This window comes from Candidatus Trichorickettsia mobilis (genome assembly GCF_963422225.1).
GTDB classification, from domain to species: Bacteria; Pseudomonadota; Alphaproteobacteria; order Rickettsiales; family Rickettsiaceae; genus Trichorickettsia; species Trichorickettsia mobilis_B.
The window spans coordinates 1,118,011-1,142,223 of the sequence record NZ_OY728607.1; the positions used below are offsets into that span (position 1 = coordinate 1,118,011).

At 33.8% G+C, this 24,213-nt stretch carries 23 protein-coding genes; 16 read left to right on the top strand and 7 right to left on the bottom strand.

Annotation, left to right across the window (positions count from 1 at the left end):
- Position 1: 1 nt before the first annotated feature.
- The 9 genes from ubiE (at position 2) to R2I74_RS05310 (ending at position 8,729) form a co-directional block, all read left to right on the top strand.
- The gene (ubiE, locus tag R2I74_RS05270; protein ID WP_316354338.1) at positions 2-769 is read left to right on the top strand and encodes a bifunctional demethylmenaquinone methyltransferase/2-methoxy-6-polyprenyl-1,4-benzoquinol methylase UbiE; all 768 of its coding nucleotides are present in this window, start codon (positions 2-4) and stop codon (positions 767-769) included.
- A 17-nt stretch (positions 770-786) separates the two neighbouring features.
- Entirely contained in the window at positions 787-2,166 is a 1,380-nt protein-coding gene (gene ubiB, locus R2I74_RS05275) for a 2-polyprenylphenol 6-hydroxylase (protein WP_316354340.1), read from the top strand.
- Positions 2,167-2,310: 144 nt separating this feature from the next.
- The gene (gene xth, locus R2I74_RS05280; RefSeq protein WP_316354342.1) at positions 2,311-3,126 is read left to right on the top strand and encodes an exodeoxyribonuclease III; all 816 of its coding nucleotides are present in this window, start codon (positions 2,311-2,313) and stop codon (positions 3,124-3,126) included.
- Positions 3,127-3,492: 366 nt separating this feature from the next.
- Positions 3,493-4,617, top strand: a complete 1,125-nt coding sequence (locus tag R2I74_RS05285) for an IS91 family transposase (protein WP_316352999.1) — start codon at positions 3,493-3,495, stop codon at positions 4,615-4,617.
- A gap of 106 nt (positions 4,618-4,723) precedes the next feature.
- Positions 4,724-5,077, top strand: coding sequence for an IS630 transposase-related protein (locus tag R2I74_RS05290; protein ID WP_316353116.1), 354 nt, complete (start codon positions 4,724-4,726; stop codon positions 5,075-5,077).
- Between the two features lies 1 nt (position 5,078).
- The gene (locus R2I74_RS05295; RefSeq protein WP_316355238.1) at positions 5,079-5,549 is read left to right on the top strand and encodes an IS630 family transposase; all 471 of its coding nucleotides are present in this window, start codon (positions 5,079-5,081) and stop codon (positions 5,547-5,549) included.
- A 201-nt stretch (positions 5,550-5,750) separates the two neighbouring features.
- Positions 5,751-6,146, top strand: a complete 396-nt coding sequence (locus R2I74_RS05300; protein WP_316354344.1) for a hypothetical protein — start codon at positions 5,751-5,753, stop codon at positions 6,144-6,146.
- A 221-nt stretch (positions 6,147-6,367) separates the two neighbouring features.
- Entirely contained in the window at positions 6,368-7,555 is a 1,188-nt protein-coding gene (gene hemW, locus R2I74_RS05305) for a radical SAM family heme chaperone HemW (protein WP_316355315.1), read from the top strand.
- A gap of 127 nt (positions 7,556-7,682) precedes the next feature.
- Positions 7,683-8,729 carry a hypothetical protein gene (locus tag R2I74_RS05310; protein ID WP_316354346.1) on the top strand — a complete coding sequence of 349 codons (1,047 nt, stop codon included), beginning with the start codon at positions 7,683-7,685 and terminating at the stop codon, positions 8,727-8,729.
- On the opposite strand, the gene R2I74_RS05315 is transcribed toward R2I74_RS05310, so the two are convergent.
- Positions 8,703-9,532, bottom strand: a protein-coding gene (locus tag R2I74_RS05315; RefSeq protein WP_316353063.1) for an IS5 family transposase whose coding sequence is annotated in 2 segments (ribosomal slippage) — positions 8,703-9,142 and positions 9,142-9,532 — 831 coding nt in all. Because the reading frame shifts where the segments join, the coding sequence is not laid out codon by codon here. The two genes, R2I74_RS05310 and R2I74_RS05315, sit on opposite strands and share 27 nt — an antisense overlap.
- A gap of 66 nt (positions 9,533-9,598) precedes the next feature.
- Between R2I74_RS05315 and R2I74_RS05320 the strand changes: the two genes are divergently transcribed.
- Positions 9,599-9,751, top strand: coding sequence for a hypothetical protein (locus tag R2I74_RS05320; protein ID WP_316354348.1), 153 nt, complete (start codon positions 9,599-9,601; stop codon positions 9,749-9,751).
- Here R2I74_RS05320 and R2I74_RS05325 read toward each other — a convergent pair.
- The gene (locus R2I74_RS05325; protein ID WP_316353273.1) at positions 9,722-10,726 is read right to left on the bottom strand and encodes an IS701 family transposase; all 1,005 of its coding nucleotides are present in this window, start codon (positions 10,724-10,726) and stop codon (positions 9,722-9,724) included. The genes R2I74_RS05320 and R2I74_RS05325 overlap by 30 nt on opposite strands.
- Positions 10,727-10,891: 165 nt before the next feature.
- Here R2I74_RS05325 and R2I74_RS05330 point away from each other — a divergent pair, with 165 nt between their 5' ends.
- Positions 10,892-11,299: a hypothetical protein gene (locus tag R2I74_RS05330; protein WP_316354350.1), complete on the top strand. Its 408-nt coding sequence runs from the start codon at positions 10,892-10,894 to the stop codon at positions 11,297-11,299.
- A 261-nt stretch (positions 11,300-11,560) separates the two neighbouring features.
- Here R2I74_RS05330 and lpxC read toward each other — a convergent pair whose 3' ends face one another.
- Positions 11,561-12,442 carry a UDP-3-O-acyl-N-acetylglucosamine deacetylase gene (lpxC, locus tag R2I74_RS05335; RefSeq protein WP_316354352.1) on the bottom strand — a complete coding sequence of 294 codons (882 nt, stop codon included), beginning with the start codon at positions 12,440-12,442 and terminating at the stop codon, positions 11,561-11,563.
- Between the two features lie 247 nt (positions 12,443-12,689).
- Positions 12,690-14,663: a transketolase gene (gene tkt, locus R2I74_RS05340; protein ID WP_316354354.1), complete on the bottom strand. Its 1,974-nt coding sequence runs from the start codon at positions 14,661-14,663 to the stop codon at positions 12,690-12,692.
- Positions 14,664-14,932: 269 nt separating this feature from the next.
- On the opposite strand from tkt, the gene R2I74_RS05345 reads away from it, so the two are divergent.
- On the top strand, positions 14,933-15,481 hold the full coding sequence (locus R2I74_RS05345) for a hypothetical protein (protein ID WP_316354356.1): 549 nt from the start codon (positions 14,933-14,935) through the stop codon (positions 15,479-15,481).
- A gap of 210 nt (positions 15,482-15,691) precedes the next feature.
- On the opposite strand, the gene R2I74_RS05350 is transcribed toward R2I74_RS05345, so the two are convergent.
- Positions 15,692-16,816, bottom strand: coding sequence for an IS91 family transposase (locus R2I74_RS05350; protein WP_316352999.1), 1,125 nt, complete (start codon positions 16,814-16,816; stop codon positions 15,692-15,694).
- A gap of 146 nt (positions 16,817-16,962) precedes the next feature.
- Here R2I74_RS05350 and R2I74_RS05355 point away from each other — a divergent pair, with 146 nt between their 5' ends.
- From R2I74_RS05355 to R2I74_RS05370, 4 genes are all read left to right on the top strand, one after another.
- Complete coding sequence (locus tag R2I74_RS05355) at positions 16,963-18,825, top strand: hypothetical protein (RefSeq protein WP_316354357.1); 1,863 nt, start codon at positions 16,963-16,965, stop codon at positions 18,823-18,825.
- Positions 18,826-18,888: 63 nt separating this feature from the next.
- Complete coding sequence (locus tag R2I74_RS05360; protein WP_316353080.1) at positions 18,889-19,374, top strand: helix-turn-helix domain-containing protein; 486 nt, start codon at positions 18,889-18,891, stop codon at positions 19,372-19,374.
- Complete coding sequence (locus R2I74_RS05365; RefSeq protein WP_316353004.1) at positions 19,368-19,928, top strand: IS630 family transposase; 561 nt, start codon at positions 19,368-19,370, stop codon at positions 19,926-19,928. Before R2I74_RS05360 ends, R2I74_RS05365 begins: the two co-directional genes overlap by 7 nt.
- Before the next feature lie 3 nt (positions 19,929-19,931).
- Positions 19,932-21,968, top strand: coding sequence for a hypothetical protein (locus R2I74_RS05370; RefSeq protein ID WP_316354359.1), 2,037 nt, complete (start codon positions 19,932-19,934; stop codon positions 21,966-21,968).
- A gap of 69 nt (positions 21,969-22,037) precedes the next feature.
- Here R2I74_RS05370 and R2I74_RS05375 read toward each other — a convergent pair whose 3' ends face one another.
- Together R2I74_RS05375 and R2I74_RS05380 are read right to left on the bottom strand one after the other, a co-directional pair.
- Entirely contained in the window at positions 22,038-23,264 is a 1,227-nt protein-coding gene (locus tag R2I74_RS05375) for a CCA tRNA nucleotidyltransferase (protein WP_316354361.1), read from the bottom strand.
- A 42-nt stretch (positions 23,265-23,306) separates the two neighbouring features.
- The gene (locus R2I74_RS05380) at positions 23,307-24,209 is read right to left on the bottom strand and encodes a hypothetical protein (RefSeq protein WP_316354363.1); all 903 of its coding nucleotides are present in this window, start codon (positions 24,207-24,209) and stop codon (positions 23,307-23,309) included.
- Positions 24,210-24,213 lie beyond the last annotated feature (4 nt).

Genomic DNA, 24,213 nt, shown 5'->3' on the forward strand with positions numbered 1-24,213 from the left:
TATGATTAATCAAGATGATCCATCAACATCAACTAATTTTGGGTTTAAGAAAACTAGTGACTCTATAAAGCAAGGTCTAGTTAATGAAATTTTTACAGATGTTGCCACTAAATATGATCTGATGAATGATCTGATGAGTTTTGGTATTCATCGTTTATGGAAAGATGAATATGTAAAAAAAATTCCTAACTTAAACGCTAATATTTTAGACGTTGCTGGTGGAACTGGCGATATTTCATTTCGTATTATTAATAGGGCAAAAATTAGACAACAGCATCCGCAGATAGTGATTTGTGATATTAATCAAGAGATGTTAAAAATTGCTTTAGCTAGAGCTATTAATAATAATATAATTCATGGATTGGAGTATGTATGTGCAGATGCTGAACAGCTACCATTCGCAAATAATAGTTTTGATTATTATACCATAGCATTCGGTATCAGAAATGTGAAGCAGATACAACAAGCGTTAACTGAAGCTTTCCGAGTGCTAAAGCCAGGCGGAAAATTTTTGTGTCTGGAGTTTTCTAAGGTGAAATCTGATTGTTTGCAACAATTATATAACCTTTACTCCTTTAATATTATCCCCAAAATTGGCCAAATAGTTACCGGTAACCAAGCAGCATATAATTATTTAGTCGAAAGCATCAATATGTTTCCGGATCAACAAACTTTTAGCGAAATGATATCACGAGCTGGTTTTAGTAAGGTGCATTATCAGAACCTTAGCTTTGGTGTGGTTGCTATTCACAGCGGTTATAAATTATAACTTATAGTGTAGCCTTAATGAGAATCATATTTGACTTATTGCGTATATTAGTCATTGTAAGCAGATTACAATTATTCACTCATTGTAATGGGGTGACATTCCCTATTTATATCAAAATCCTAGGAAAATTACTTGAATTAATATTTTATCCTCTAGGGTTAATCAAAAAACCAAAGGCTAGTTTTGGCAAACGTTTAACTACTTGCTTTGAACGATTAGGGCCAATTTATATCAAACTTGGTCAGACACTATCGACTAGACCTGACTTAGTTGGAGTTGCAGTAGCAGAGAATTTGAAATATCTGCAGGATAGTTTGCCACCATTTAGTAGTGCTATAGCTAAGCAAATGATTAAACAGTCTTTGGGGGTAAGCACGGAAGAATTATTTGCGGTGTTTGAAGATAAACCATTTGCAGCAGCCTCTATTTCACAAGTACATCAAGCAATATTACCAACTGGGGAAAAGGTCGCGGTAAAAATCTTGCGGCCGCAAATTTATACGAAGTATAATAATGATATTAAGTTGTTATATTTCTTTGCTCGAATATTACCAATAATTTTTATAAAATTGAAACGGCTAAAGATTGTTGAAGTTATCGATGTGTTTAAATCCAGCATGTTATCAGAGCTAGATTTAAGATTGGAAGCAGCTGCGGCTTCAGAAATGTCAGACAATTTTAAAAATGATCTGGATGTATATATACCAAAAATTTACTGGGCAATGACTGCACAACAAGTGATGGTAACCGAATGGGTAGATGGTATATCTATATATAATATGGAGCAATTGATTGCTGATCGGTTAGAGCCAGATCTTATTTCTAGAAAAATTGCAGTATTATTTTTTAATCAAGCTTATAGAGATGGATTTTTTCATGCTGATTTGCACCCTGGTAATATTTTAGTAAGAGCAGATGGTAGTATCGGATTATTAGATTTCGGTATTATGGGAAGGTTGCCAGAGAAAGATCGCCTTGCTATTGCTGAGATTTTATTTGCTTTTTTACAACGTGATTATAAGACTGTCGCCAGAATTCATTTAAGAGCCGGTTATATTCCTCCGCATTGTAATATCGAATTATTTGCTCAGAGTTGTCGAGCTGTTTCTGAACCGATTATTGGCTTGCCAATCAAGGAGATTTCGATAGGCAAGCTATTGGCGCAGTTATTCAAAATTACCGAAGATTTTGGTATGGAAACTCAGCCTCAGCTTTTATTATTACAAAAAACGATGGTAGTAGTAGAGGGAATAGGTCATAGCTTGGATCCTGAGATTAATATGTGGCAACTTGCTGAGCCATGGATCAAAAAATGGGCAGCAAAAAATACTAGTCCAGAAGCTAAAATGTTACGCTTAGTAAAGCGGATAGTAACGGCAGCATTAGATCAGCTATAGCGTCGGTCAGTTAGGTGGTAACAGTTAAATTTTAAGGTAAGGTTGTGCGAAAAATAAATTAAGTATATGTGGAGCTTCTTCGCCTTAAAATTTAACTGTTACCACCTAACTGACTCTAGCTATACATAAATAGAATTATCTTTAATGAAAATAGTTACTTGGAATATTAATTCCATCCGTTTAAGAATGGTTTTACTTAAACACTTAGTGAGTGTGCATAATCCTGATGTTATCTTGTTGCAGGAAACTAAAGTTAGTGATGACTTATTTCCATATAATGCACTGCACGAGATAGGTTACCGCTACCTCTATTATCAGGGACAAAAATCATATAATGGTGTAGCTATCCTATCAAAGCTACCTATTGATGCAAGTTTCTCTATTAAGTTATATAACGATGATAAAAGGCACGTAGCAGTAAAAATTGCTGATCTTGAAATTCATAATTTTTATATTCCTGCTGGTGGTGATATCCCAGATATTAACGAAAATCCTAAATTTAAACATAAGTTGGAATATGTGCAATTGATTCAGGAATGGTTTAAAGCTAATCGCGATCAAGAGAGTAAAATTATTTTGGCAGGCGATTTAAATATTGCGCCATTAGAGCATGATGTATGGTCCAGCAAACAATTATCCAAGGTGGTTAGTCATACTGACATAGAACGTGCTGCCTTAATTAATTTACAAAATTCTTTAGGTTTGATTGATAGTGCCAGGTATTTTGTTCCAGTACATGAAAAATTTTATACTTGGTGGAGTTATAGAAGTATTGACTGGCAAAAATCCAATCGTGGACGCAGGCTTGATCATATTTGGGTAAGTAATAATCTCCAGAACAGATTAATAGCGATAGAGGCAGTTGTCGATGCAAGAAATTGGCAACGACCATCGGATCATGTGCCGTATATTGTGCAGATTGCTGATGAATATGAAGGCGGTGGTACTGTGGTTATTTGAGACGTTATCGAAGCTAAGCTATATAGTTGCTTTTTTGCCTAATTATTAGTAATTCATATTTGATATTATGAACTAATTCATACTTATTTAATTTTTGCGTCATATACTTGCCTAATGACGCCAAGAATTTTTAAATTATAGCTTTTGCCAGTAAGGTAGTGACATTAAATTTAATGTCACTACCTACTGCTCTTTGCTATACATAAACTGGCGCTAAATCCAAGATAAGCCACCTATCGGTGGCAGCTTAGCTTTTTACATCTCTTGCCAACTTCTGTTATCAAAGGTAATATGCAAGTCATTACAAATAATCAGAGTAAAAGATGGAAATAATCGGTAAAGGAATCTCTATAAAACATATTTTTCTTGATCGGGGTAATTGGCGTCGATTTCACTGAAAAATATAGCGAGCTGAGGTATGGTATTATCTTTAACGTTACTAAAGTTATATTGTGCGGAACGAAATATTTAGGATTTAAGAGTTATAGCTGCCCTACATGTGATCACGGTAAATCAGTAGTATTTAGTTGTAAAGGTAGATTTTGTTCTCGTTGCGGTAAGAAGCAAACAGATCAATGGATAAGTAAAGCTACCAATGTTCTACCAAAGACACGTTGGCAGCACATTACATTTACAATGCCCGACTCATTATGGCCAATATTTTGGCTTAATCGCAATCTGTTTGGATTAATTTCTGCTGTTGCCGCCGGAATTATTAAGGAAATAGCAACAAAGAAAAAGATTGTAGTCGCTATATTTACTGCCCTGCACACCTTCGGTAGAGATTTAAAACGTAATGTTCATATCCATTTATCGGTTACTTGCGGCGGTATAGATAGCAAGGGTAATTGGCGTAAATTATTTTTCCCTGCCGAGCCTATTAAAAAAATGTGGAGACATAGAATTCTTGAGTTATTTCGCTCAGAATACGCCTCAAGTAATTTGAAATTACCGTCGAAATATCAAAATGATGGCGATTTTAACAACTGGATGATCGGCCTATATGAAATCAGTTGGTATGTTTATTTGCAAAAACCATCAGACGATCATAAACGCAACATAAACTATTTAGGGCGATATATAAAACGACCTCCTATTTCTGAGGCAAGAATAGAGGAATATGATGGACTGCAAGTAACGTTTAGATTTCTTGACCACTACAATAACACGATTGATCACGTCACAATGCCTGTACTGCAGTTTATATCTAGCCTGATTATGCACATACCCGATCGTTATTTTCGAATAATAAGGTACTACGGCTTTTTATCTAACAGAACTAGAGGAATACAACTACCTATTGTATATAAGGCGATAAACCAAATTATACCTAAGAAAATCAAGTCATTGAACTGGAGATTAATGATTTGGTTAAACTTTAAAAAAGATCCGTTATCTTGTCCAAACTGTAATCAATTTATGAGCCTGAGACAGGTTTATTACGGTTTATCTCCACCCTTGTTATTAGTGAAGATCAATGAATTATTGTGAACGCCTCGGTGATATTCATATGGTGAACCGTTGCTTCACGCCACGTTAATATAGCTAAACCTCTATAAAACGGTTATAATCAAAGGGTATAATTAAAATAATTGTTATGACATATTCGATAGATTTTAGAAAGAAAGTACTGGCTATCAAAGAAAAAGAGAAGATGAGTTTTGAATCAATATCAAAACGTTTTGGAGTAGGAAAAAACACGGTATTTGTATGGACTAAAAAAATATCTCCTCTAAAGAATAGGAATAGAGCTTCGAAAAAAATACCGATTGATAAATTGAGAGAAGACGTGGTGCAATATAGTGACGCGTATCAATATGAAAGAGCTGAGCGGTTAGGAGTGAGTAAATCTGGAATACAAAAAGCATTAAAGAAGTTGAACATTACGTATAAAAAAAGCTTTAAAACATCCGAAGGCAAAAGAAGAAGAGAGGTTAGAATTTCAGAATAAGATAAAAAAGTACGAGGCAGAGGAAAAAGTTATTGTCTTTACCGATGAGAGCGGGTTTGTCCATAGCGCGCCTAGAACTCACGGATATTCGGCAAAAGGCAAGAGGTGTTATGGTGTTCATGATTGGCATCCGTCAAAAAGAACTAATGTTATAGGGGCATTAGTAGGTAAATCGCTGCTAACCGTGTCAATTTTTGACGGCAATGTTAATACAGTTATTTTTAACAGCTGGGTAGAACAAGATTTAATACCGAAATTACCTAATAATTCCGTGGTTGTGACAGACAATGCAAGTTTCCATAAAAGTCCGTATTTAAAAACTATGATAGAAAAAGCTGGTCATATATTGGAGTACTTACCGCCTTATTCTCCTGATTTGAATCCTATTGAACCAAAATGGGCTCAAGCTAAATCTAGAAGAAGGAAATATCGCTGTGACGTAGACACTCTGTTTGAAAAGTACATGTTATAACCGTTTTATAGGGGTTTAGCTATATAATTTTAAAAAATTGGCCTATTTTGAGATAGATTTTAAGAGAAGATTTTTATACAAGTGTCAATAATTTCTAATATCACAATTTAACAACCAAATTTTTAAAGAAAATTTTAAAATTTTCAAAAAAATATTTTTGGTAAAATTTTTGAAATTCCTATACTACAAGGAGTTTGTTATATGAAGGAAAAAGAAATAGAAGAAAATTTTGAAGAAGGAAGCCTACCATTATCAAAAAAAGATAGCCAAGAAAAAATAATAAAAGATGAGAATGATACAAGTATAGTATTACATGAGAAGCCAAAAGACTTGACAGAACAACTAATTGAAAAGTTAGTGTTACAAGAGAAACCAGTGCAAGAGAAGCAAGAAGAAGGATTATTGTCAGAAAATTTAATTAGCAGTACTATTTTACAACAGAAACAAGATTTACAACAGAACCAAGGTGAAGAAGGGTTCAAAGAAGTAGATTTGATAGAAGATAAAACTATCATTCCACATGATGAAGTAAAATTAGGTGGTGAAATAATAGATCAAAAAGGTGGTGCTGAGGATTCAGTCGATAAAATTGAGTAAATTACTAAATTTAATTTAACAAAGAACTGGTCTTATCATAGTTTTGGATAGTTAACTATAGGTAAGACCAGTAAGTTTTTTACCTATAATTATCTCTCTTTCACAAATTCTATTTTTGCAGTTGATTGTATATCGGTACCGTGCTTGAATTCTCAGCATATATTTATACTCCTTGCTTTTTTATTCTATATACACATAGTTAAGATAAGAAATTTAGTGAGATCTTATCAGTGACGTCCAATAATATTTCGATATATATACATTGGCCATTTTGTTTAGCTAAATGCCCATATTGTGATTTTAACTCTCATGTGGCAGAAGCTATTAACCATGATGTTTGGTTAAAGTCATATTTGCAAGAGCTTGACTATTTTTCCAGTATTTTTGGTGGTAAATATATAAAATCAATTTTTTTTGGTGGTGGAACGCCGTCTTTGATGGAGCCTAGAGTAGTAGAAGGAATTATAGAAAAAATATCTTCATTAGCTATTATTGATAATAATACCGAGATTACTTTAGAAGCCAACCCCACTTCGTTCGAGATAAATAAGTTTAAAGAATTTAAAACATCAGGGATTAATCGAGTATCAATAGGGGTTCAGGCTTTAAAAAACAAGGATTTGCTTAAACTTGGTCGTCAACATGATATAGTTGCGGCAAAGCAAGCTATTATCCAGGCCAATAATATTTTTGATAAAGTATCATTTGATTTAATTTATGCTAGAAGTGGTCAAACTCTAAAAGAGTGGCAAATGGAATTAGTGGAAGCATGTGAACTTGCTTCCGGACATATTTCATTATATCAATTGACTATTGAAAAAGGTACGGCATTCTATAAATTATTTCATGATGGAAAATTAGCGCTGCCAAATAATGATTTAGCAGCGCAAATGTATGAATGGACTACGGAATACCTTGCGACACAAGGTTATACAAGATACGAGATTTCAAATTACGCTAGAGACTCTTATGAATGTGTGCATAATTTGACTTATTGGAATTACCAGAGTTATCTAGGTATTGGTCCTGGAGCTCATAGTAGGATTATATCCAAGAATTCTGTGCGTAGCATAATGATGTATTATAATCCAGCAAAGTGGTTAAGTGCTGTGCTGAACTCTAAAACTGGTATCCAGTCATCAGCTAATTTAAGCGCAACAGAAGCGATCACTGAATGTGTGATGATGGGGCTACGTTTAAATGAAGGGATTAATATTAATAATCTTTGGTGGTTAAGCGATTGCATCGAAATGAAAGATGTAATCAACATGGAGATGGTGAAGTATTATTACAACTTAGGACTGTTAATATATTCGGATAAGCATATTTATTTTACTAATCAAGGCTTAATATTACATAATTATTTAGTGCCAAGGTTATTGGTATCTGAGTATAAGTTAATAGAATAAATGTTTTTAGTAAATTAAGATTTAATATAAATTAAAATTATTGACACTTAGGATTTTATTAATTAATATTCGTGATTCTATAAAAAATGAAACTACTTTAAATTTTAAATTAAGTTAATGAGGATATATGAAGGAAAAATTAGATAATCTTTTGCAACAGGAAGATGTTGTATTATTGAGAGAAGCTTTAGAAGAAACTCCAGGAGCTGGGCTAGTATGGGTGCCAGAAATTGATCTAAAAACTATTATACAAAATGGGAATAATGATTTAGCGCAGCTTCTTATTGAGAAAGTAAGGCATGTGAATGTTAATCAGATTTTAGATAATGGTCTGCCGTTACTGGCGAATGCTATTAATCCGATGAACCTTCCAACACCGCTATTAGTACAAGCTCTAATCGCAAGAGTTGACCTAGATCATAATGCTCATTTTAATGGTACAACTATATTTGCTTATGCAGTAGAGTATCTGAGACCAGACGTAGCGATACAATTGTTGACTTATGGGCCAATAAATTTTACTGAGATAGTAACTTCTGTGCTTAATAATAACCAAATAAATACTATAAGTTTAGCAATTAAATCTGGTGATCTAGGATTGGTAAACACAATATTAGCATATCAGCAGGTAGATGCAGGATTCTTGAATATGAATGCGGCAAATACAGTATTGTTTAATACACCGCAAGCGGTAGCGACAGCATTGGTAGATAAGGGATTAAGTGTAAATCTAGATGGAATAATCCAAGTTAATCCACAATTTGCCCAAACTTTAATAGAACATGGTGTTAATGTAAATCAGCTAGTAAATGGACAAAAATTGTTTGAATATGCAATTGATCATTTAGGTCAGATTTGCCCAACCTTGATGAATACGATTCTAGCTAGTGATAATTTAGACCATATGCAGATTAATCACGCAGAATTGTTTGCTTATGCAATTACCCATGATCGAGTTGATCTAGCGCAGCAATTATTGACTTTGGCGCCAGTAGATTTAATGCAAATGCCTTATGGTAATAATGTAATTACTACAGTAATCAACTCTGGTGATCTAGGATTGGTAAACACAATATTAGCATATCCACAGGTGAATGCGCAGTTCTTGAATATGAATGCAGTAAATACAGTAGACCTCTTTCGAAACTCATTTACCAAGCTCCCAATTATATAAACCAGCAATTAAATTGAACCTAAGACCAAATCTTTTGCGTCTATTTCGATATTTATCAGCAATTATTTTAAAACGCTTTAACATACCGATAACATTTTCATTTAATACTCTGTCACTTGCTAAACTTCTATTATTTTTCTTATCTTCTTTAGTTAAAGCATTCTTTTTACTCTTTTTCTTTGGTAGCTCAGAATTTGTATGAATCTTCTGTAAGCCTTGATAACCAGTATCAGTAATCACTTTAACCTCAGGCAGTATATGGGTTCTTGATTCTTTAAATAATTTAAAATCATGACGCTTACCATTGGAAAAAGAAGTGCATATGACTCGTTTGCTTTTCTTATCTACTACTATTTGAGTCTTTAACGTATGTCTTTTCTTTTTACCTGAGTAATAGTATTTCTGTTTTTTTGGGGTCGCTCTATAGGGCTTTCTGTAGCATCTATTAAAACTAATTCATACTCCATACCGCTTTTAACTAGAGCCTTCTTACCTGGAAGAGCAAAATCCGGATGTTTTATTAGAGTGTCTTCAACAAAACGAATTGTTTTAAATGCACTGCTTTCGCTAACTCCATAATTCTTAGCTATATGAAAATAGGTACGGTATTCCCTTAAATATTCAAGTGTCATTAATAGGCTGTCTTCCATACTAAGACTAGCTCTTCTGCCACCTTGGTACCTCCTATTTATTTGTTTCTCTGTCTTTAAAATCCCTACCATCTTTTCAAATGTACTATTTCTTACCCCTGTTAATCTTCTAAAATGCTCTTCCGATAAAATGCTTAAATTTTTATATCTCATATAGTTCTAAATTAAGTAAATTCGACTTTATAACATATTTAGTCCAGTTTCGAAAGAGGTCTAGTATTGTTTAACACACCGCAAGCGGTAGCGACAGCATTGGTAGATAAGGGATTGAATGTAAATCTAGATGGAATAATCCAAGTTAATCCACAATTTGCCCAAACTTTAATAGAACATGGTCAGGACTTACGCAAATCGCACGACAGGGCTCTTTAATTCCTGGATTAAATAGTTCCTTAATAACCCGCTCTTTAGCTGATATACGGTGCTAGAAGCAGCATTTGCAGCTTTTTTCAAACAATTCCAGACCATGATAGCGCAAGCTATATGATTTCTCTGTATTCTTCCTATTCTACATTGGCACTTTTCAATACCGGTGACTTGCTTGACTTCACGATGAAATTCCTCAATCTTCCACCTGAAGCCATACTCTTGTTGTACAGCATCAAGCGAATTTTGAGCCATGTCGTTTGTGACGACATAGTCAGTTCTGTTGGTAGAAACAGTTACTCTGAATAATTTCACTTTATGATCTTTAGGAAATTTATGAATCTTGATAATCTTACCGTTGCTAATATCATCAGTACTCCAATCCAAAGAATCAACTCTACAGTAAGCCTTATTACCGTTGCTATCGTCTACTAAACGATTACTTTTGATAGGACAATAGTAATATTTACCGATAGTTTCTATTTGAAGTAGAATCGAGGTTGTCGCATACCAACTATCCATAAGTACTGTGTTAAATGCAACCTTTTTGCTATAATGAGCATTACGCAGCATTTCTTTAACGTGATCTATTTTAGTTAAACCGTCTTTATCGGGATTGAATATCCTATAATCTATTATCCAAAACTTATTCTCTTCAGGATTAACATAAACACAGGTCACAATACCTATGCCTTTTATTACTTCCTTGGCATTGCCGCTATATTGATACCTGACTTCATCTATATTATTCGAGTAACTTTTATCTAATACGCTATCGTCAAATAGCAACTTGCCGTTAGCGCTGAAGATAATCTCTTCTTTACCGTGTTCCCATATTAATCTTGGTGATAATTTAGCATTCGCTAGATATCTTCTGACCCTGTCGTCGCTTAAACCTTCTACATGATCAGCAAAATTTGTAATAGTATAATTTGTCTGGCTCGATAATAAATACTGACAATAATCTATTCTTGTAGTCATCTTATACTCACAATCTAAATTACATTATACTCCCATAATATCTCGATTCTTATCTAATTTCATTAGTCTTGCGGAAGTCCTGATGGTGTTAATGTAAATCAGCTAGTAAATGGACAAAAATTGTTTGAATATGCAATTGATCATTTAGGTCAGATTTGCCCAACCTTGGTGAATGCGATTCTAGCTAGTGATAATTTAGACCATATGCAGATTAATCATACAGAATTATTTGATTATGCAATCCTGCATCAGCGGCTTGATTTAGCGCAGCAATTATTGACTTTGGCGCCAGTAGATTTAATACAAGCACCTTATGGTCATAATGTAATTACTGAAGTAATCAACTCTGGTGATCTAGGATTGGTAAATAAAGTCTTGACATATCAGCAGGTAGATGCACAATTCTTGAATCAGAATGTTCTGCATATTGTAAATGCTCAAACATCTACTAACATTGCAGTAGCACTAGTGGAGCATGGTTTACTTGTCGATCACAATGATTTAGTTATTATAGATCAAACTAATCATGATCTTGCTGTGCTTCTTGGGCAAATACAACATATTGACCTTTAATATAAAAAGGAAGTTTGTGTAGAAATATGCAGACTTTGATTTTATTATTTAAAGCTCTATATCTAGAAATAAGGCCTAATAGTTATTTACTAGGCCTTATTTCTAAAAAATAATAAGATAGAAAAATCTATTGATTCTGTTGTTGGTGTATAGGGTTAGATCAATTAGTAGAATTTGGTGTGAGGGCTGTAATAGAGTAAAGTCTATTGAGAGGTGGCTGAGCTTGATCAAACAACACACCAAGTTTATTGATAGAATTTATTATAGATCTTTAGCACTTACCCAGGTATAGGCTTGATTATCACTAAAAATTTTATGTAGTAATTCGTTGTTAAGTTGATGACCAGTTTTCAGAGCATTAAATGAAGCTATAATATTAGCTGTTGATGTGTATAAATCACCTACCATATCTAAGGCTTTATGCCTAACGAATTCATCGTCGTATCTTAGTCCATCATGATTTAGTATAGTATCACGATCAATTCCTATAGCATTATCCAGAGAAGCACCTTGTGCTAATCCTCGATCTTTTAAATAGTCTAGCTCATTTAAAAAACCAAATGTTCTGGCGTTGGCTAAATTTTCTTTAAAAGAATTTATTGTTTGAGAAAATAATAAATTTTGCTTGCCAATAACTTTGCTGTCAAACTCTATGGTTAAATTTATGTGCATTGTTTTTGACTTCGACACTGTAATTTCACGATTTTGATCGCTGACCCGAATTTCTTTCAGAATCTTTAGATATTTTTTTGCTACATTTTGTAGTTTTTTACCAGCACATTCAATCATAAAAACAAAAGCTTTACTGCTGCCATCCATAATAGGTACTTCAGAGCCATCTAATTCAACAATCACATTATCAATTCCACATCCCCAAAGTGCTGCCATTAAATGTTCTATGGTGCTAACACGAATATTATGCTGATTTTGTAAGTTAGTGGACATTGCTGTATCAGCCACATTTAAGTATGAAGCTGCGATATAATTACTCTCTGACTTAACATCAGTACGTACAAAAATAATGCCAGTGTTTGGTTTCGCGGGTTTTAAAGTTAATTGTATATTTTGTCCAGAATGCACCCCTATGCCATAACAACTAATTGGATTAATTATTGTAGATTGTTCGTACAAATGTTTGGGCATATAGGATAGGTGGTAGTAAATTAATTGCATAGCGTCGGTTAGTTAGAGCCTGTTAAATTTGTTAGAATTCGGTTGTACGAAACAAATTAAGTAATTGCTTGCGCTTCTTCATCTTAAAATTTAACTGTCACCTAACTGACTCTAGTTACAGAATTCTAAAATCAATGAATGTTAAAAGCAAATTACATTATATTACAAAATATTTCATGATATTAATTTTATAGCGTCACTTTGTTGAATTATAATATTACAAATCACAGAGTTTAGCTTTTATAGCGTTAACAACATTCTCGGCAGTTAAAGCAAAGTGTTCATATGCTATTTCGGCAGGAGCTGATATCCCAAATTGATTGATGCCAAAGAACATACCGTTTACTCCAATAATTTGGTGCCAACCAAAAGCACAACCAGCTTCAATTGCTACGCATAATGTTGTGGGTTTTAGAATGGCACTGATATATTGCGGATCTTGTCTAAAAAATAATTCAAAACAAGGTATGGAAATGACCTGCACTTTGAGATTGGCAACGGTCAAAGCTTCTGCCGCGTTCAATGCTAGCTGGACTTCAGAACCGGTAGCAAATATACAAACGTCAAAATTACTATTAACATCTAATTGTGGAGTTATTACCGAAAGTACATATGCGCCTAATGATGCGTTTTTCCAGTTAGGAGATGTTTTGATTTGCGGGACATTTTGTCTGGTTAAGACCAGCATGTGCGGTCTGGTTTGATCAGATAGAGCTATCTGCCAACATTCAATGGTTTCAGCGCAATCAGCCGGACGCAGTACTTGCAGATTAGGGATCGCGCGCATTCCTGCTAATTGTTCAATCGGCTGGTGGGTAGCACCATCTTCACCGACTCCAATTGAGTCATGGGTCATTATATAAATTACCTGTTGTCGCATCATTGCTGATAAGCGTACTGCTGGTTTCATATAATCAACAAAAACAAAAAATGTTCCTCCTATTGGTAAGAATCCTGATAAAGCAAGACCGTTCATAATTGCAGCCATTGCGTGTTCACGAACACCATAATGAATAAAATTGCCACTGAAATCATTTTTGGTGATAACAACACTCAAGGAATTTTTGATATTATTCGAGAATGATAAATCAGCCGAGCCACAAATTACTTTAGTTGAAACTTTAAGTAATTCCTGAATGACGCGTCCTGACGATACTCTGGTTGATTCTGGTTGAGTTGCTAGTTGGATGCTATTTAAAAAGTCAGTATTAATTTTAACTGGAGTTAAATATTCCTGTTCTGTTGGTGATAATTGAACATAATAATCTTGCCAAGTTTTATAATTTGATTTATTGCGTTGCCAAGCTGTTTTCCAGATGGTTTGTAATTCTTCTGGAATCTCGAATGCAGCATCTGGCATTTGCAGCTGAGTTTTTAATAATTTGACCTCAGCGCTTCCTAAGGGTGAGCCATGTGCAGTTTCAGAACCAACTTTATTCACACAGCCTTTGGCAATTAAAGTGCGACAAGCTATCAATTGTGGTTTATCGGTATTTTGTGCTTGGTTTAAACTAGAGTTAATTTGTGTAAAATCATGGCCATCAATAGCATTAACTCCCCACCCAAGAGCAGTAAACACACCTAAATGATCCTCAGATACGGCAAGGCTGGTTTTACCATCAATAGAAATTTGGTTATCATCAAATAAAACTATCAAATTATCAAGTCCTAAATGACCAGCAAGTGAAGCAGCTTCATAGCTTATTCCTTCCATTAAACAACCATCACCAACTATACAATAAATTTTATAGTTACTGATCTTATTACCAAGAACATGTTGATATTTCTTGGCAGCAATAGCCATTCCGACGGCATTAGCGAAGCCTTGTCCTAGTGGTCCAGTGGTAGTTTCAATTGCTTGATAGGCATCATATTCTGGATGTCCTGGGGTTTTTGAGTGTAGTTTACGAAAATTTTTTAGATCCAAGATGGTGAAATCAGTATAGCCAGTCAGATAATAAAAAGCATAAAGTAACATTGAGCCATGCCCAGCTGATAATACCAAGCGATCTCGATTAAACCACGAGGGGTCGTTAGGATTAAAGCATAAGAAATCAAAAGCTAGAATTGTCATTACATCAGCCATACCCAGTGGCATTCCAGGATGACCAGATTTAGCATGTTCAACTGCATCAGCAGCTAATACTCTAATGCAGTTGCTTAATTTTAAATATGAATGTTTAGTCAACATAGTGATGGGGTATATATTATGTTAAAGTTTTTATAAAACTTCTTTGTTCGACAGCATGGTTTATTGAGCATTCTCAATTCTTAAAACATCCTAAACTAAATCTTGGATAATGACAATAATTTATCAATGGCATGATTATTGCTAGGTAGTTAATGTTATTAATATTCTTTTAGTAATAAAAATCACTAATTAATAAAACAAAAAACTTGATTATTAAGTATATATTAATGTATGTTAGTAATTATATCCAATGTTAGAGGCAAAATTTTATGAAAAATTTTAGAAATTTAAATAATTTAACTGAATTAAAACAGTCGTTACAAGAGTTGAAGGGTGAAAATATCAATTTATTAGATATTTATAATCAAACAAATAATAGTTATTTTGCAGATTTATTAACTTCACCATTCATGACTGCTACACAAAAACCCGCTGAAATTCTGCAAGCAATATCTAGCGCAGGAATGGCTTTTAACATTAGCGCTAATCCGCAACTGTTACAAAATTTATTCATGAATAATTTTTTTATGGTTTCTGTAAAAAAACAGCATGATCAAGTTGTAAAGATTTTGGCAGAAGATTTTCAACTAAATAGAACTGATCAAATTCAAGTAGGTCAGACTGTTGCGGAAAAATTTGTCCAGCAAACATCTGCTCCTAGATTAGTAAAAACATTAAAAAATTTGGTTGAAGCAAATTTGCTGCCAGATGGTGTTGCTGTACAAGATGCATTGCCGCTGTTACCTTTAAATATAGCTGCACCTTTAGCTACTAAAATTACTGATAATGGGCAATTAAAAGAGGTGATTAATTTATAGTATAGGAATTTCAAAAATTTTACCAAAAATATTTTTTTGAAAATTTTAAAATTTTCTTTAAAAATTTGGTTGTTAAATTGTGATATTAGAAATTATTGACACTTGTATAAAAATCTTCTCTTAAAATCTATCTCAAAATAGGCCAATTTTTTAAAATTATATTAACGTGGCGTGAAGCAACGGTTCACCATATGAATATCACCGAGGCGTTCACAATAATTCATTGATCTTCACTAATAACAAGGGTGGAGATAAACCGTAATAAACCTGTCTCAGGCTCATAAATTGATTACAGTTTGGACAAGATAACGGATCTTTTTTAAAGTTTAACCAAATCATTAATCTCCAGTTCAATGACTTGATTTTCTTAGGTATAATTTGGTTTATCGCCTTATATACAATAGGTAGTTGTATTCCTCTAGTTCTGTTAGATAAAAAGCCGTAGTACCTTATTATTCGAAAATAACGATCGGGTATGTGCATAATCAGGCTAGATATAAACTGCAGTACAGGCATTGTGACGTGATCAATCGTGTTATTGTAGTGGTCAAGAAATCTAAACGTTACTTGCAGTCCATCATATTCCTCTATTCTTGCCTCAGAAATAGGAGGTCGTTTTATATATCGCCCTAAATAGTTTATGTTGCGTTTATGATCGTCTGATGGTTTTTGCAAATAAACATACCAACTGATTTCATATAGGCCGATCATCCAGTTGTTAAAATCGCCATCATTTTGATATTTCGACGGTAATTTCAAATTACTTGAGGCGTATTCTGAGCGAAATAACTCAAGAATTCTATGTCTCCACATTTTTTTAATAGGCTCGGCAGGGAAAAATAATTTACGCCAATTACCCTTGCTATCTATACCGCCGCAAGTAACCGATAAATGGATATGAACATTACGTTTTAAATCTCTACCGAAGGTGTGCAGGGCAGTAAATATAGCGACTACAATCTTTTTCTTTGTTGCTATTTCCTTAATAATTCCGGCGGCAACAGCAGAAATTAATCCAAACAGATTGCGATTAAGCCAAAATATTGGCCATAATGAGTCGGGCATTGTAAATGTAATGTGCTGCCAACGTGTCTTTGGTAGAACATTGGTAGCTTTACTTATCCATTGATCTGTTTGCTTCTTACCGCAACGAGAACAAAATCTACCTTTACAACTAAATACTACTGATTTACCGTGATCACATGTAGGGCAGCTATAACTCTTAAATCCTAAATATTTCGTTCCGCACAATATAACTTTAGTAACGTTAAAGATAATACCATACCTCAGCTCGCTATATTTTTCAGTGAAATCGACGCCAATTACCCCGATCAAGAAAAATATGTTTTATAGAGATTCCTTTACCGATTATTTCCATCTTTTACTCTGATTATTTGTAATGACTTGCATATTACCTTTGATAACAGAAGTTGGCAAGAGATGTAAAAAGCTAAGCTGCCACCGATAGGTGGCTTATCTTGTTGAAAGGCAAATACAACCTAAATGAATTTGCTTGTGCCGTATTAAATAGTGGAGTGCCGACAGATTTAGTTTTGGAGGCTTTTAGTAATGAAGGAATAAAGATTGATTTTAATTTACCAAGTCAAGATGGAGTCAGTGGTACTGTATTGCAAATTTTAGTAAATAAAAACGTACCATATCATGATATAGGTCGTGTTCTCGATGCAATGCCAGAACATACTGTGGATTGGGCGCAGAATTTTAATGGTGGAATACATAATGGGCGCAATTTTATGACGGCGTTTTTTCAGCAGAATAATTGGATGACACCAGAACAGTTATTACCAACAGTTAAGGCATTTGCTAAAAATAAAATAGATCTTAGCATAAAAGATCAACATAATCATATAGCACTTAATGATATTGTTAATAAGATTAATCATGGTGCTGAGATTAATAAATATTTTGTTCAAGAAATTGCAAAAAGTGGAACCGCATTTAAAGATGTATTTATTGCATTTCGAGAGAAAGTAAAAATTTCTGATATGTTAAAAGCTTATGAAGGTCAGGAAATAGATTTTAACGCTCCATCTCAAGAATTGGGAGTAGCAATGATGTATCCCGCAGGATCTATTATTCCTATGGGTATGTTTGCACCAACGACTACTTTGTTTAAAGAACTATTTAATTATGTAAATGATCAACAACAATTCAAGAAGGTGATAAAGTTATTAAAAGCTTATGAAAATATTGATTGGAGTCAACCATTAAATGGTATGAATGGTGATAATATTCTTAGTAAAATTGCTGGTTTTGAGAATATACAAAATAATATAGTGCAACTATTGCAAACTGCTAAAGATGAGTATGGTTTGAGCTTCAAATTAAATAGCACAGCATTATTAACTCAGATTGTAGATCAGATAAATTATAATCAGGAGCCTGCGGAAATAATTAAGACAATTGAAGAATTAGAATTTAAAGTTAATAAAGGACTTATGGCAGTTGTTTTTGCAAATAATAAGAATATTGCTTTATCAGTAGCAGCAGATTTATTTCCCGGAGCACAACTTGCTGAGGTCTCTATTCAAGATTTGCCAATGGTTGCTAGGATGATAACTAAAGATAATAATCCTTGGAGCATACAAGCAAGTTTTAATAAATTGATAGCTTTAGGATTTAACCAATGGACAGCTGACTTTGGTAATGGTCAACAGTTTTTAGGAAATATAGTACAGAGTTGTATCGATTTACAGCAAGTGGAATGGGTATTATCCATCTTGAGTAAAGCTGGAGATGTGCCTTGGGATTTTAGTCATAAAGGTACTGATAATCTAAATGTTTTCGATATCATGTTCATGAAACAAAATTTTCAAAATATTCCACTAGCTAATATTATAAAATCATTAGCTAAATTTGAGAATATTGACTGGGCAGAGGCTAGTAACAAGATTCTAAATAGCCCAATGATTAACATGAATCTTATGAATTTGGTAGATTTTGTTAATCTTTTGCCGGAAGAAAAAGTTGATTTACTAAAAGTAGTAAAAGGCAAAACATTAATTGGTAATTTGGTTGCTCGTGTGACGTCTCTTGATGAATTTCAGAATTTAATGTTAGTTTGTCGAGATAAATTTAATATAAATCTTAATAACAAAATTGGAGTTAATGAAGATAATATTCTAACTTATTTACCAAAGCATTTATTAAATATAGCTAATCTACTGCAAGTTGCCAACAATTTAGGGATAAATATAGATTGGAAAGCTGTTAATAAAGATGGAGTTAGCTTGCTGGCTAAAATAATAGAAAAAACAGATAGCGCTTTCATTAAAGCTAATGTTGAATATTTAATGACTAATGTATTATACCAATTGCAATAATTAACGCGGTGGCCTAAAATGGATTTTTAACGGATAAAAGGTACTCAAATAGCTAAGTTAATATTGCCGCTAGGTTTTCATGATCATGATTTTATAAAAATGATGAAACATGAGCCGCATGGTCGGAATCGCATACGTTTATTGGCGATGTATCACCTTCAATTAGGCAAATCTTTTAAAGCCATATCTGCAATAGTGAAGTTGCACTGGAAAACCGTGCAATCATGGCTCAGAAGATTTAGAAATCATGGTTTTGAAGGTTTATTTGAATCACAAAGAAGCGGCGCTCCTAGGAAGATTAACACTCTACAAGAATCTGCTCTTTTTGATAAAATCAATATGCTCAGTGAAAGTGAAACTGGCGGGTATATAACCGCAAAGGAGCTACATAACATGTTGCTTGAGGAATATGGCGCTAAATGCGCTTTAAAAACAGTCTACAATACTATGCATCGCCTTGGTTTTAGCTGGATTACTTCTCGTTCAATGCATCCAAAGTCAAATCAAGAGACTCAAAATACATATAAAAAAACTTCCCAGACATGTTAACAGAATTATTACCAAAAAATATCGATAGATGTAACGTTGATATATGGTCTCAGGATGAAACTCGAGTTGGGCAACAAGGTAGCTTAACTCGTATATGGGCTAAACGCGGCACTAGACCCCGTAAAGTTCGGCAACAGCAATTCATTTCAACATACATTTACGGAGCTGCTTGCCATGATACGGGAGAATCTTTTGCATTAATTTTACCATATGCCAACACACGGGCAATGAATAAATTCTTAGAAGACCTTTCTCTCACTACTCAAAGCAACCGACATATAGCTTTACTAATGGATAATGCAGGTTGGCACACAGCCAAAAAACTAACTGTTCCAAGCAATATCACTTTGATACCGCTTCCGCCTTATGCACCAGAACTTAATGCAATGGAACAAGTTTGGGAGTGGATCAAAAATCATTTCTTGTCTAACCAATGTTACGGTGCATATGAAGATATTGTCACTATGGCTTGTTACGCTTGGAATCAACTTGCTCAGAATGTAGATTTAGTAAAATCAATTATGTATAGAGACTGGATAAATACACCGTGTTAATTATTGCAATCGGTATTAGACATTAATTGGAACGAAGGTTTAGATGCGCAAGAGAATAATTTACTATTGTTAATAGCTCAAGGCGATGAATTACAACGTTGGGATTTGGTTAAAGAGCTAATTATAAGAGTTGATGGAGATGGTAAGCTAATATTTAATGTTAATTATAAAAATCAGCAAGGTGATTCAAGTGAAAGATTAATTGATAAAGCTAAATATTTGATGGATATAGCTTCATTGGATATAAATAAACAGGCTCTTGTCGTTCAGATGCAAGAAATGATAATAGCATTACGCAATCAAGGCTCAGTTGAGCCACGAGAGTTTATTATTAAAGATAATTTAATGTTAAACAAAGATCAGATGGAAACGGCACAGAATTATCAGGCATTACCTAAACTACGTGAAAAATTGCATGCTAAGTATAATTTAAATCAAAATCAAATTACTGATGCAGTAAATGATCTGAAAGTTGCAATGGAAGTATATATTACTCAGAACTGGCAGTCTCAAGAGGATCGCAAGTTAATGCGTGAAGGAGATAATGAAGTTAGTGTTACCGGTTTAATTACTGAAGCCAATCGTTTGATCAATCTAGGACAACAGCATAAAAATGCTCAGGGTATTAACTTGAACTGGATCCCAAAAACAGAATTAGCATATCTTTGGACTTGTGCTAAAGCAAATGGGTGTGAGATTAAGTTTATGGAAGTATTCTCCGGTTTGAATGCTTGTGAATGGGGACGTTTGGTGAACTTATATATTCCACTAACTAAGGCTATTATGGGGCATGGAAATGATGCCACTGATTATACTAAGATAGTGAATGATATTTCACCAGTAGTACAACAGGAAGTTGTTGATGTTTTACTAAACAAGTTTGCAGACAATAAACCTCAGGTAACTAAAATTATTGTTGATGCTTTTCTTGATTTCATGGAATGTCGTAATGAGCTAGGGGGAATTATACCTGAACAGTGGAAAATGGAAACGCAAATGGTGATTGGCATGTTTAATCAAGTATTTACACAAAATATGTCAAAGTTTTTAAATAAACCAATGAATGGTTTGATTGAGAGTTATCATTATCAACAGTTTAATCAATATGTTATTACTGCAATAATATCTGAGCCAGAGTTGTATAAAGGTATAATGACCAATATCTTTATTGATGAAAAAATATTAATCTCAGATAATCTATTGAAAGCCTTGCTAGCTCAAAAAGAAGGTAACCCAATAGATATTATAGCAGAATTTCAAGAACAGCATGAGTTAATGTTAGATTTGCAGTTCATACCAGCAGAAAATATGTTTAAGTTTTATGATAATTTGGAAGCAAAACGGCTTTCTGTGTTAAAAGCTTTTAATAGTAGCAAGTTAAAGGTAAATATAGATTTTGAAAAGTTCATGCAAAAAGAGCTGACTGTAACTAAAATCAAAGAATTTAAACTAGCTACTGAGGCTCAGCTTGATGGGAATAATTCTTTGTTGAAAAACTTTGGTGCAGCATGGGTTTTGGATAAAGAAACCTTTAATACTATTGTTGATCAGCTTAATACCGAAGAGGTTCAGCTATTATTACCAAAGATTAATTATTGTAAACAAACACAAGAAACAACTGTTTTGTCAAAAGAAATATTGACCAAAGCAAAAGCTGTTAATAGTGAAAAGTTGATAAATCAGGTGGTAGAGAATCTTGAAGATGCTGATAAAATCATTAACGAATTCATTGGAAAATTTGGTGCTATGGATTTACGAGTATGTGTTGTAGATCAAATAATGCAGTTACTTAACACCAATAATGAGGCATTAGTGCATCGATTAGCTACTGATGAAAATATAATGATAGACTGGGTGGCTGTTATTGATCAAAATAAGCACACTTTGTTATCATACTTTTCTCATATGGAAGAAGGTAAGTATGCTCTAGATGCAATTGAAGTATATAAGCATAATGCTGAAGATTGGCAACAAACAATATCTCATAATATTGTAGAAATGGGAGGAAAAGTTGATGGCCAGTTTGGTGATGTGATTTAATAGTTAAATCGTACTTAATAGTTGGATAAGAATTTAAATTCTTATCCAACTATAGCTATCTATAATATCTTATTTTAAACTTACAACAACTCTCTCGTCACAGGCTATATCCAATAGTTGTTGCTTGGTTATAGTAAAATCGCTATCCATCCATAAAGACTTAAGCTTTGAGAGCATGGCACCTAAGACCTTACCATGAAGACCAATTTTTAATAAATCATTACCAGTAATAGGAAACAGCGGTTTTGTGGTGTTAATATGTTTTGCTATAAATTCTTTGGCAATTTCGGAGTTGCTATAACTCGTCGCTATGACTGCTGTAATATATTCTGGGTAATTGTCAAAATCTTGCCATAATTTTTTTAACATAGAATATATTGGCAGATGCTTCGATTCTTGAATTAACTTCAAGATATTTAATATTTTTTCTGAATCATGTTTGGAAAATTTGAAGTTAAGTAATTGTTGACTGGTTAAAGAGATTTCAGTATGAAACAATATGCTGTACTGAATACTTCTTGTGAGTTTAATACCAATATTTTTAGCGAAGTCTTTTCCTTTTGCTAAGGCGTCATGATCCCATGCCCATGGAAAAATATATGGTAGTATATTTTTATTATTCATTTGTTGTAGGATAGTAGGTGCATTATTTGAGTCGATTAAACGATCAATTTCTGCTTTAATTCGTTCAAAAGATAGAGTGCTTAATTTGTGCTTTAATTCAGCACAGGCTTTTAAGCCATCAGGATCAATTTGTTTAGCGTAATCACATGAGAATCTAAAAAAACGTAATATTCTTAGGTAGTCTTCCTGGATGCGTTGCTGTGGCATACCAATAAATATCACTTTTTTAGCTGATATATCCTGAATACCATTAAAATAATCATAAATAGTTTCTGTAAACGGACAGTAACTAAGTGCATTAATGGTAAAATCACGCCTTGCAGCATCCTGTCCAAAATCTGTGGTAAATACTACTTTGGCACGTCGGCCATCGCAGCTTAGATCTTGGCGTAAGGTAGTAATTTCAAAGCGCTCATTATCTATAAACGCACTAATCGTACCAAAGGCTACTCCTGTTGGTACGATCTTAATATTATTTTTTGTTGATAAAACAGACATTACCTGTTCAGGTAATAAGGTAGTATTAATATCAATATCGAAGTTCGGTTTACCAAGTATAGCGTCTCTAACACAACCACCAACTAATCTAGCAACACCACCAGTAGAGTTTAAATATGATAAGATTTGCTTGTAGTAGCTAGATTGTATAGTAAGCTGTTTATATATATACACATTTATCTGAATTACAGTAAACTCCTATCATTGCGGGCTAAATTAGAGAATATCAAATATTTTTTGCCAAGTGTTGAGTTCTAACTTTAATAGTTTTAAGGAAAATCCCAAAATATCTTGAGCATTTTTAACGGCTGCGGCAATTTCTGGCTGATCACGTTGAAATACCTCGGTTATGGTCTGCATATTTCGTTTTGATAAGGTATCATTGGCTATTGTGGCAGCTTTAAGCTTTTCCTGTTCTATACCATTCAGCGCAATTGCTTGACCAAGCAATGCAATTGCTTGATTTAAAGCATCATCTATTTCTACTAGATTAGGGAGAGGGGCTTTTAGCCTATTCATAGCTCCTATTGCTTGTGCAATTCCTGGCATACCAGCATGTATATTTCCAAATGTTACTTTACCTAACGCAGATACTTGTACTTCTATTGGATTTGGTGCAGAGCTAGTATAATTAGTTGTAACCTCACCATCAGGATCAAGATTACTGATTAGCAAGTCGCCACAAGGCTTATCTTGAGAATCAACCCCACCAAATAAATATGCACCATTGACAATTTGAGTATTTACTAGGTCTTGAATTTGTGGTAATGCAGCATTTGCCTTGTCAGTAAATGTACCGGCTGCAAGTGCATTATCAGGTATAGCTTCTCTTAAATGCGTTATTACGTTTACGATCTGAACTAGAGCAGCTCGTTCTTCTCCTAATCTTATAGTAGCTGCGGTGATGTTCAATGTATAACCAGCTATTGCAACAGAATCAGCGATAATTCTGTGATATTCACTATATGTACCAGCTTCACGTAAAGCAACTTGTGTTGGATAGCAATTTGTATCGGCTTTACTAGCTTCAACGAAGGCTTGCTTTGCTCTGGTAACTGCTCTTGAGTTGTTATTCAGAGTAGCATTTACTATATCTAATATGCGGAAAGAGTTATTCATAATG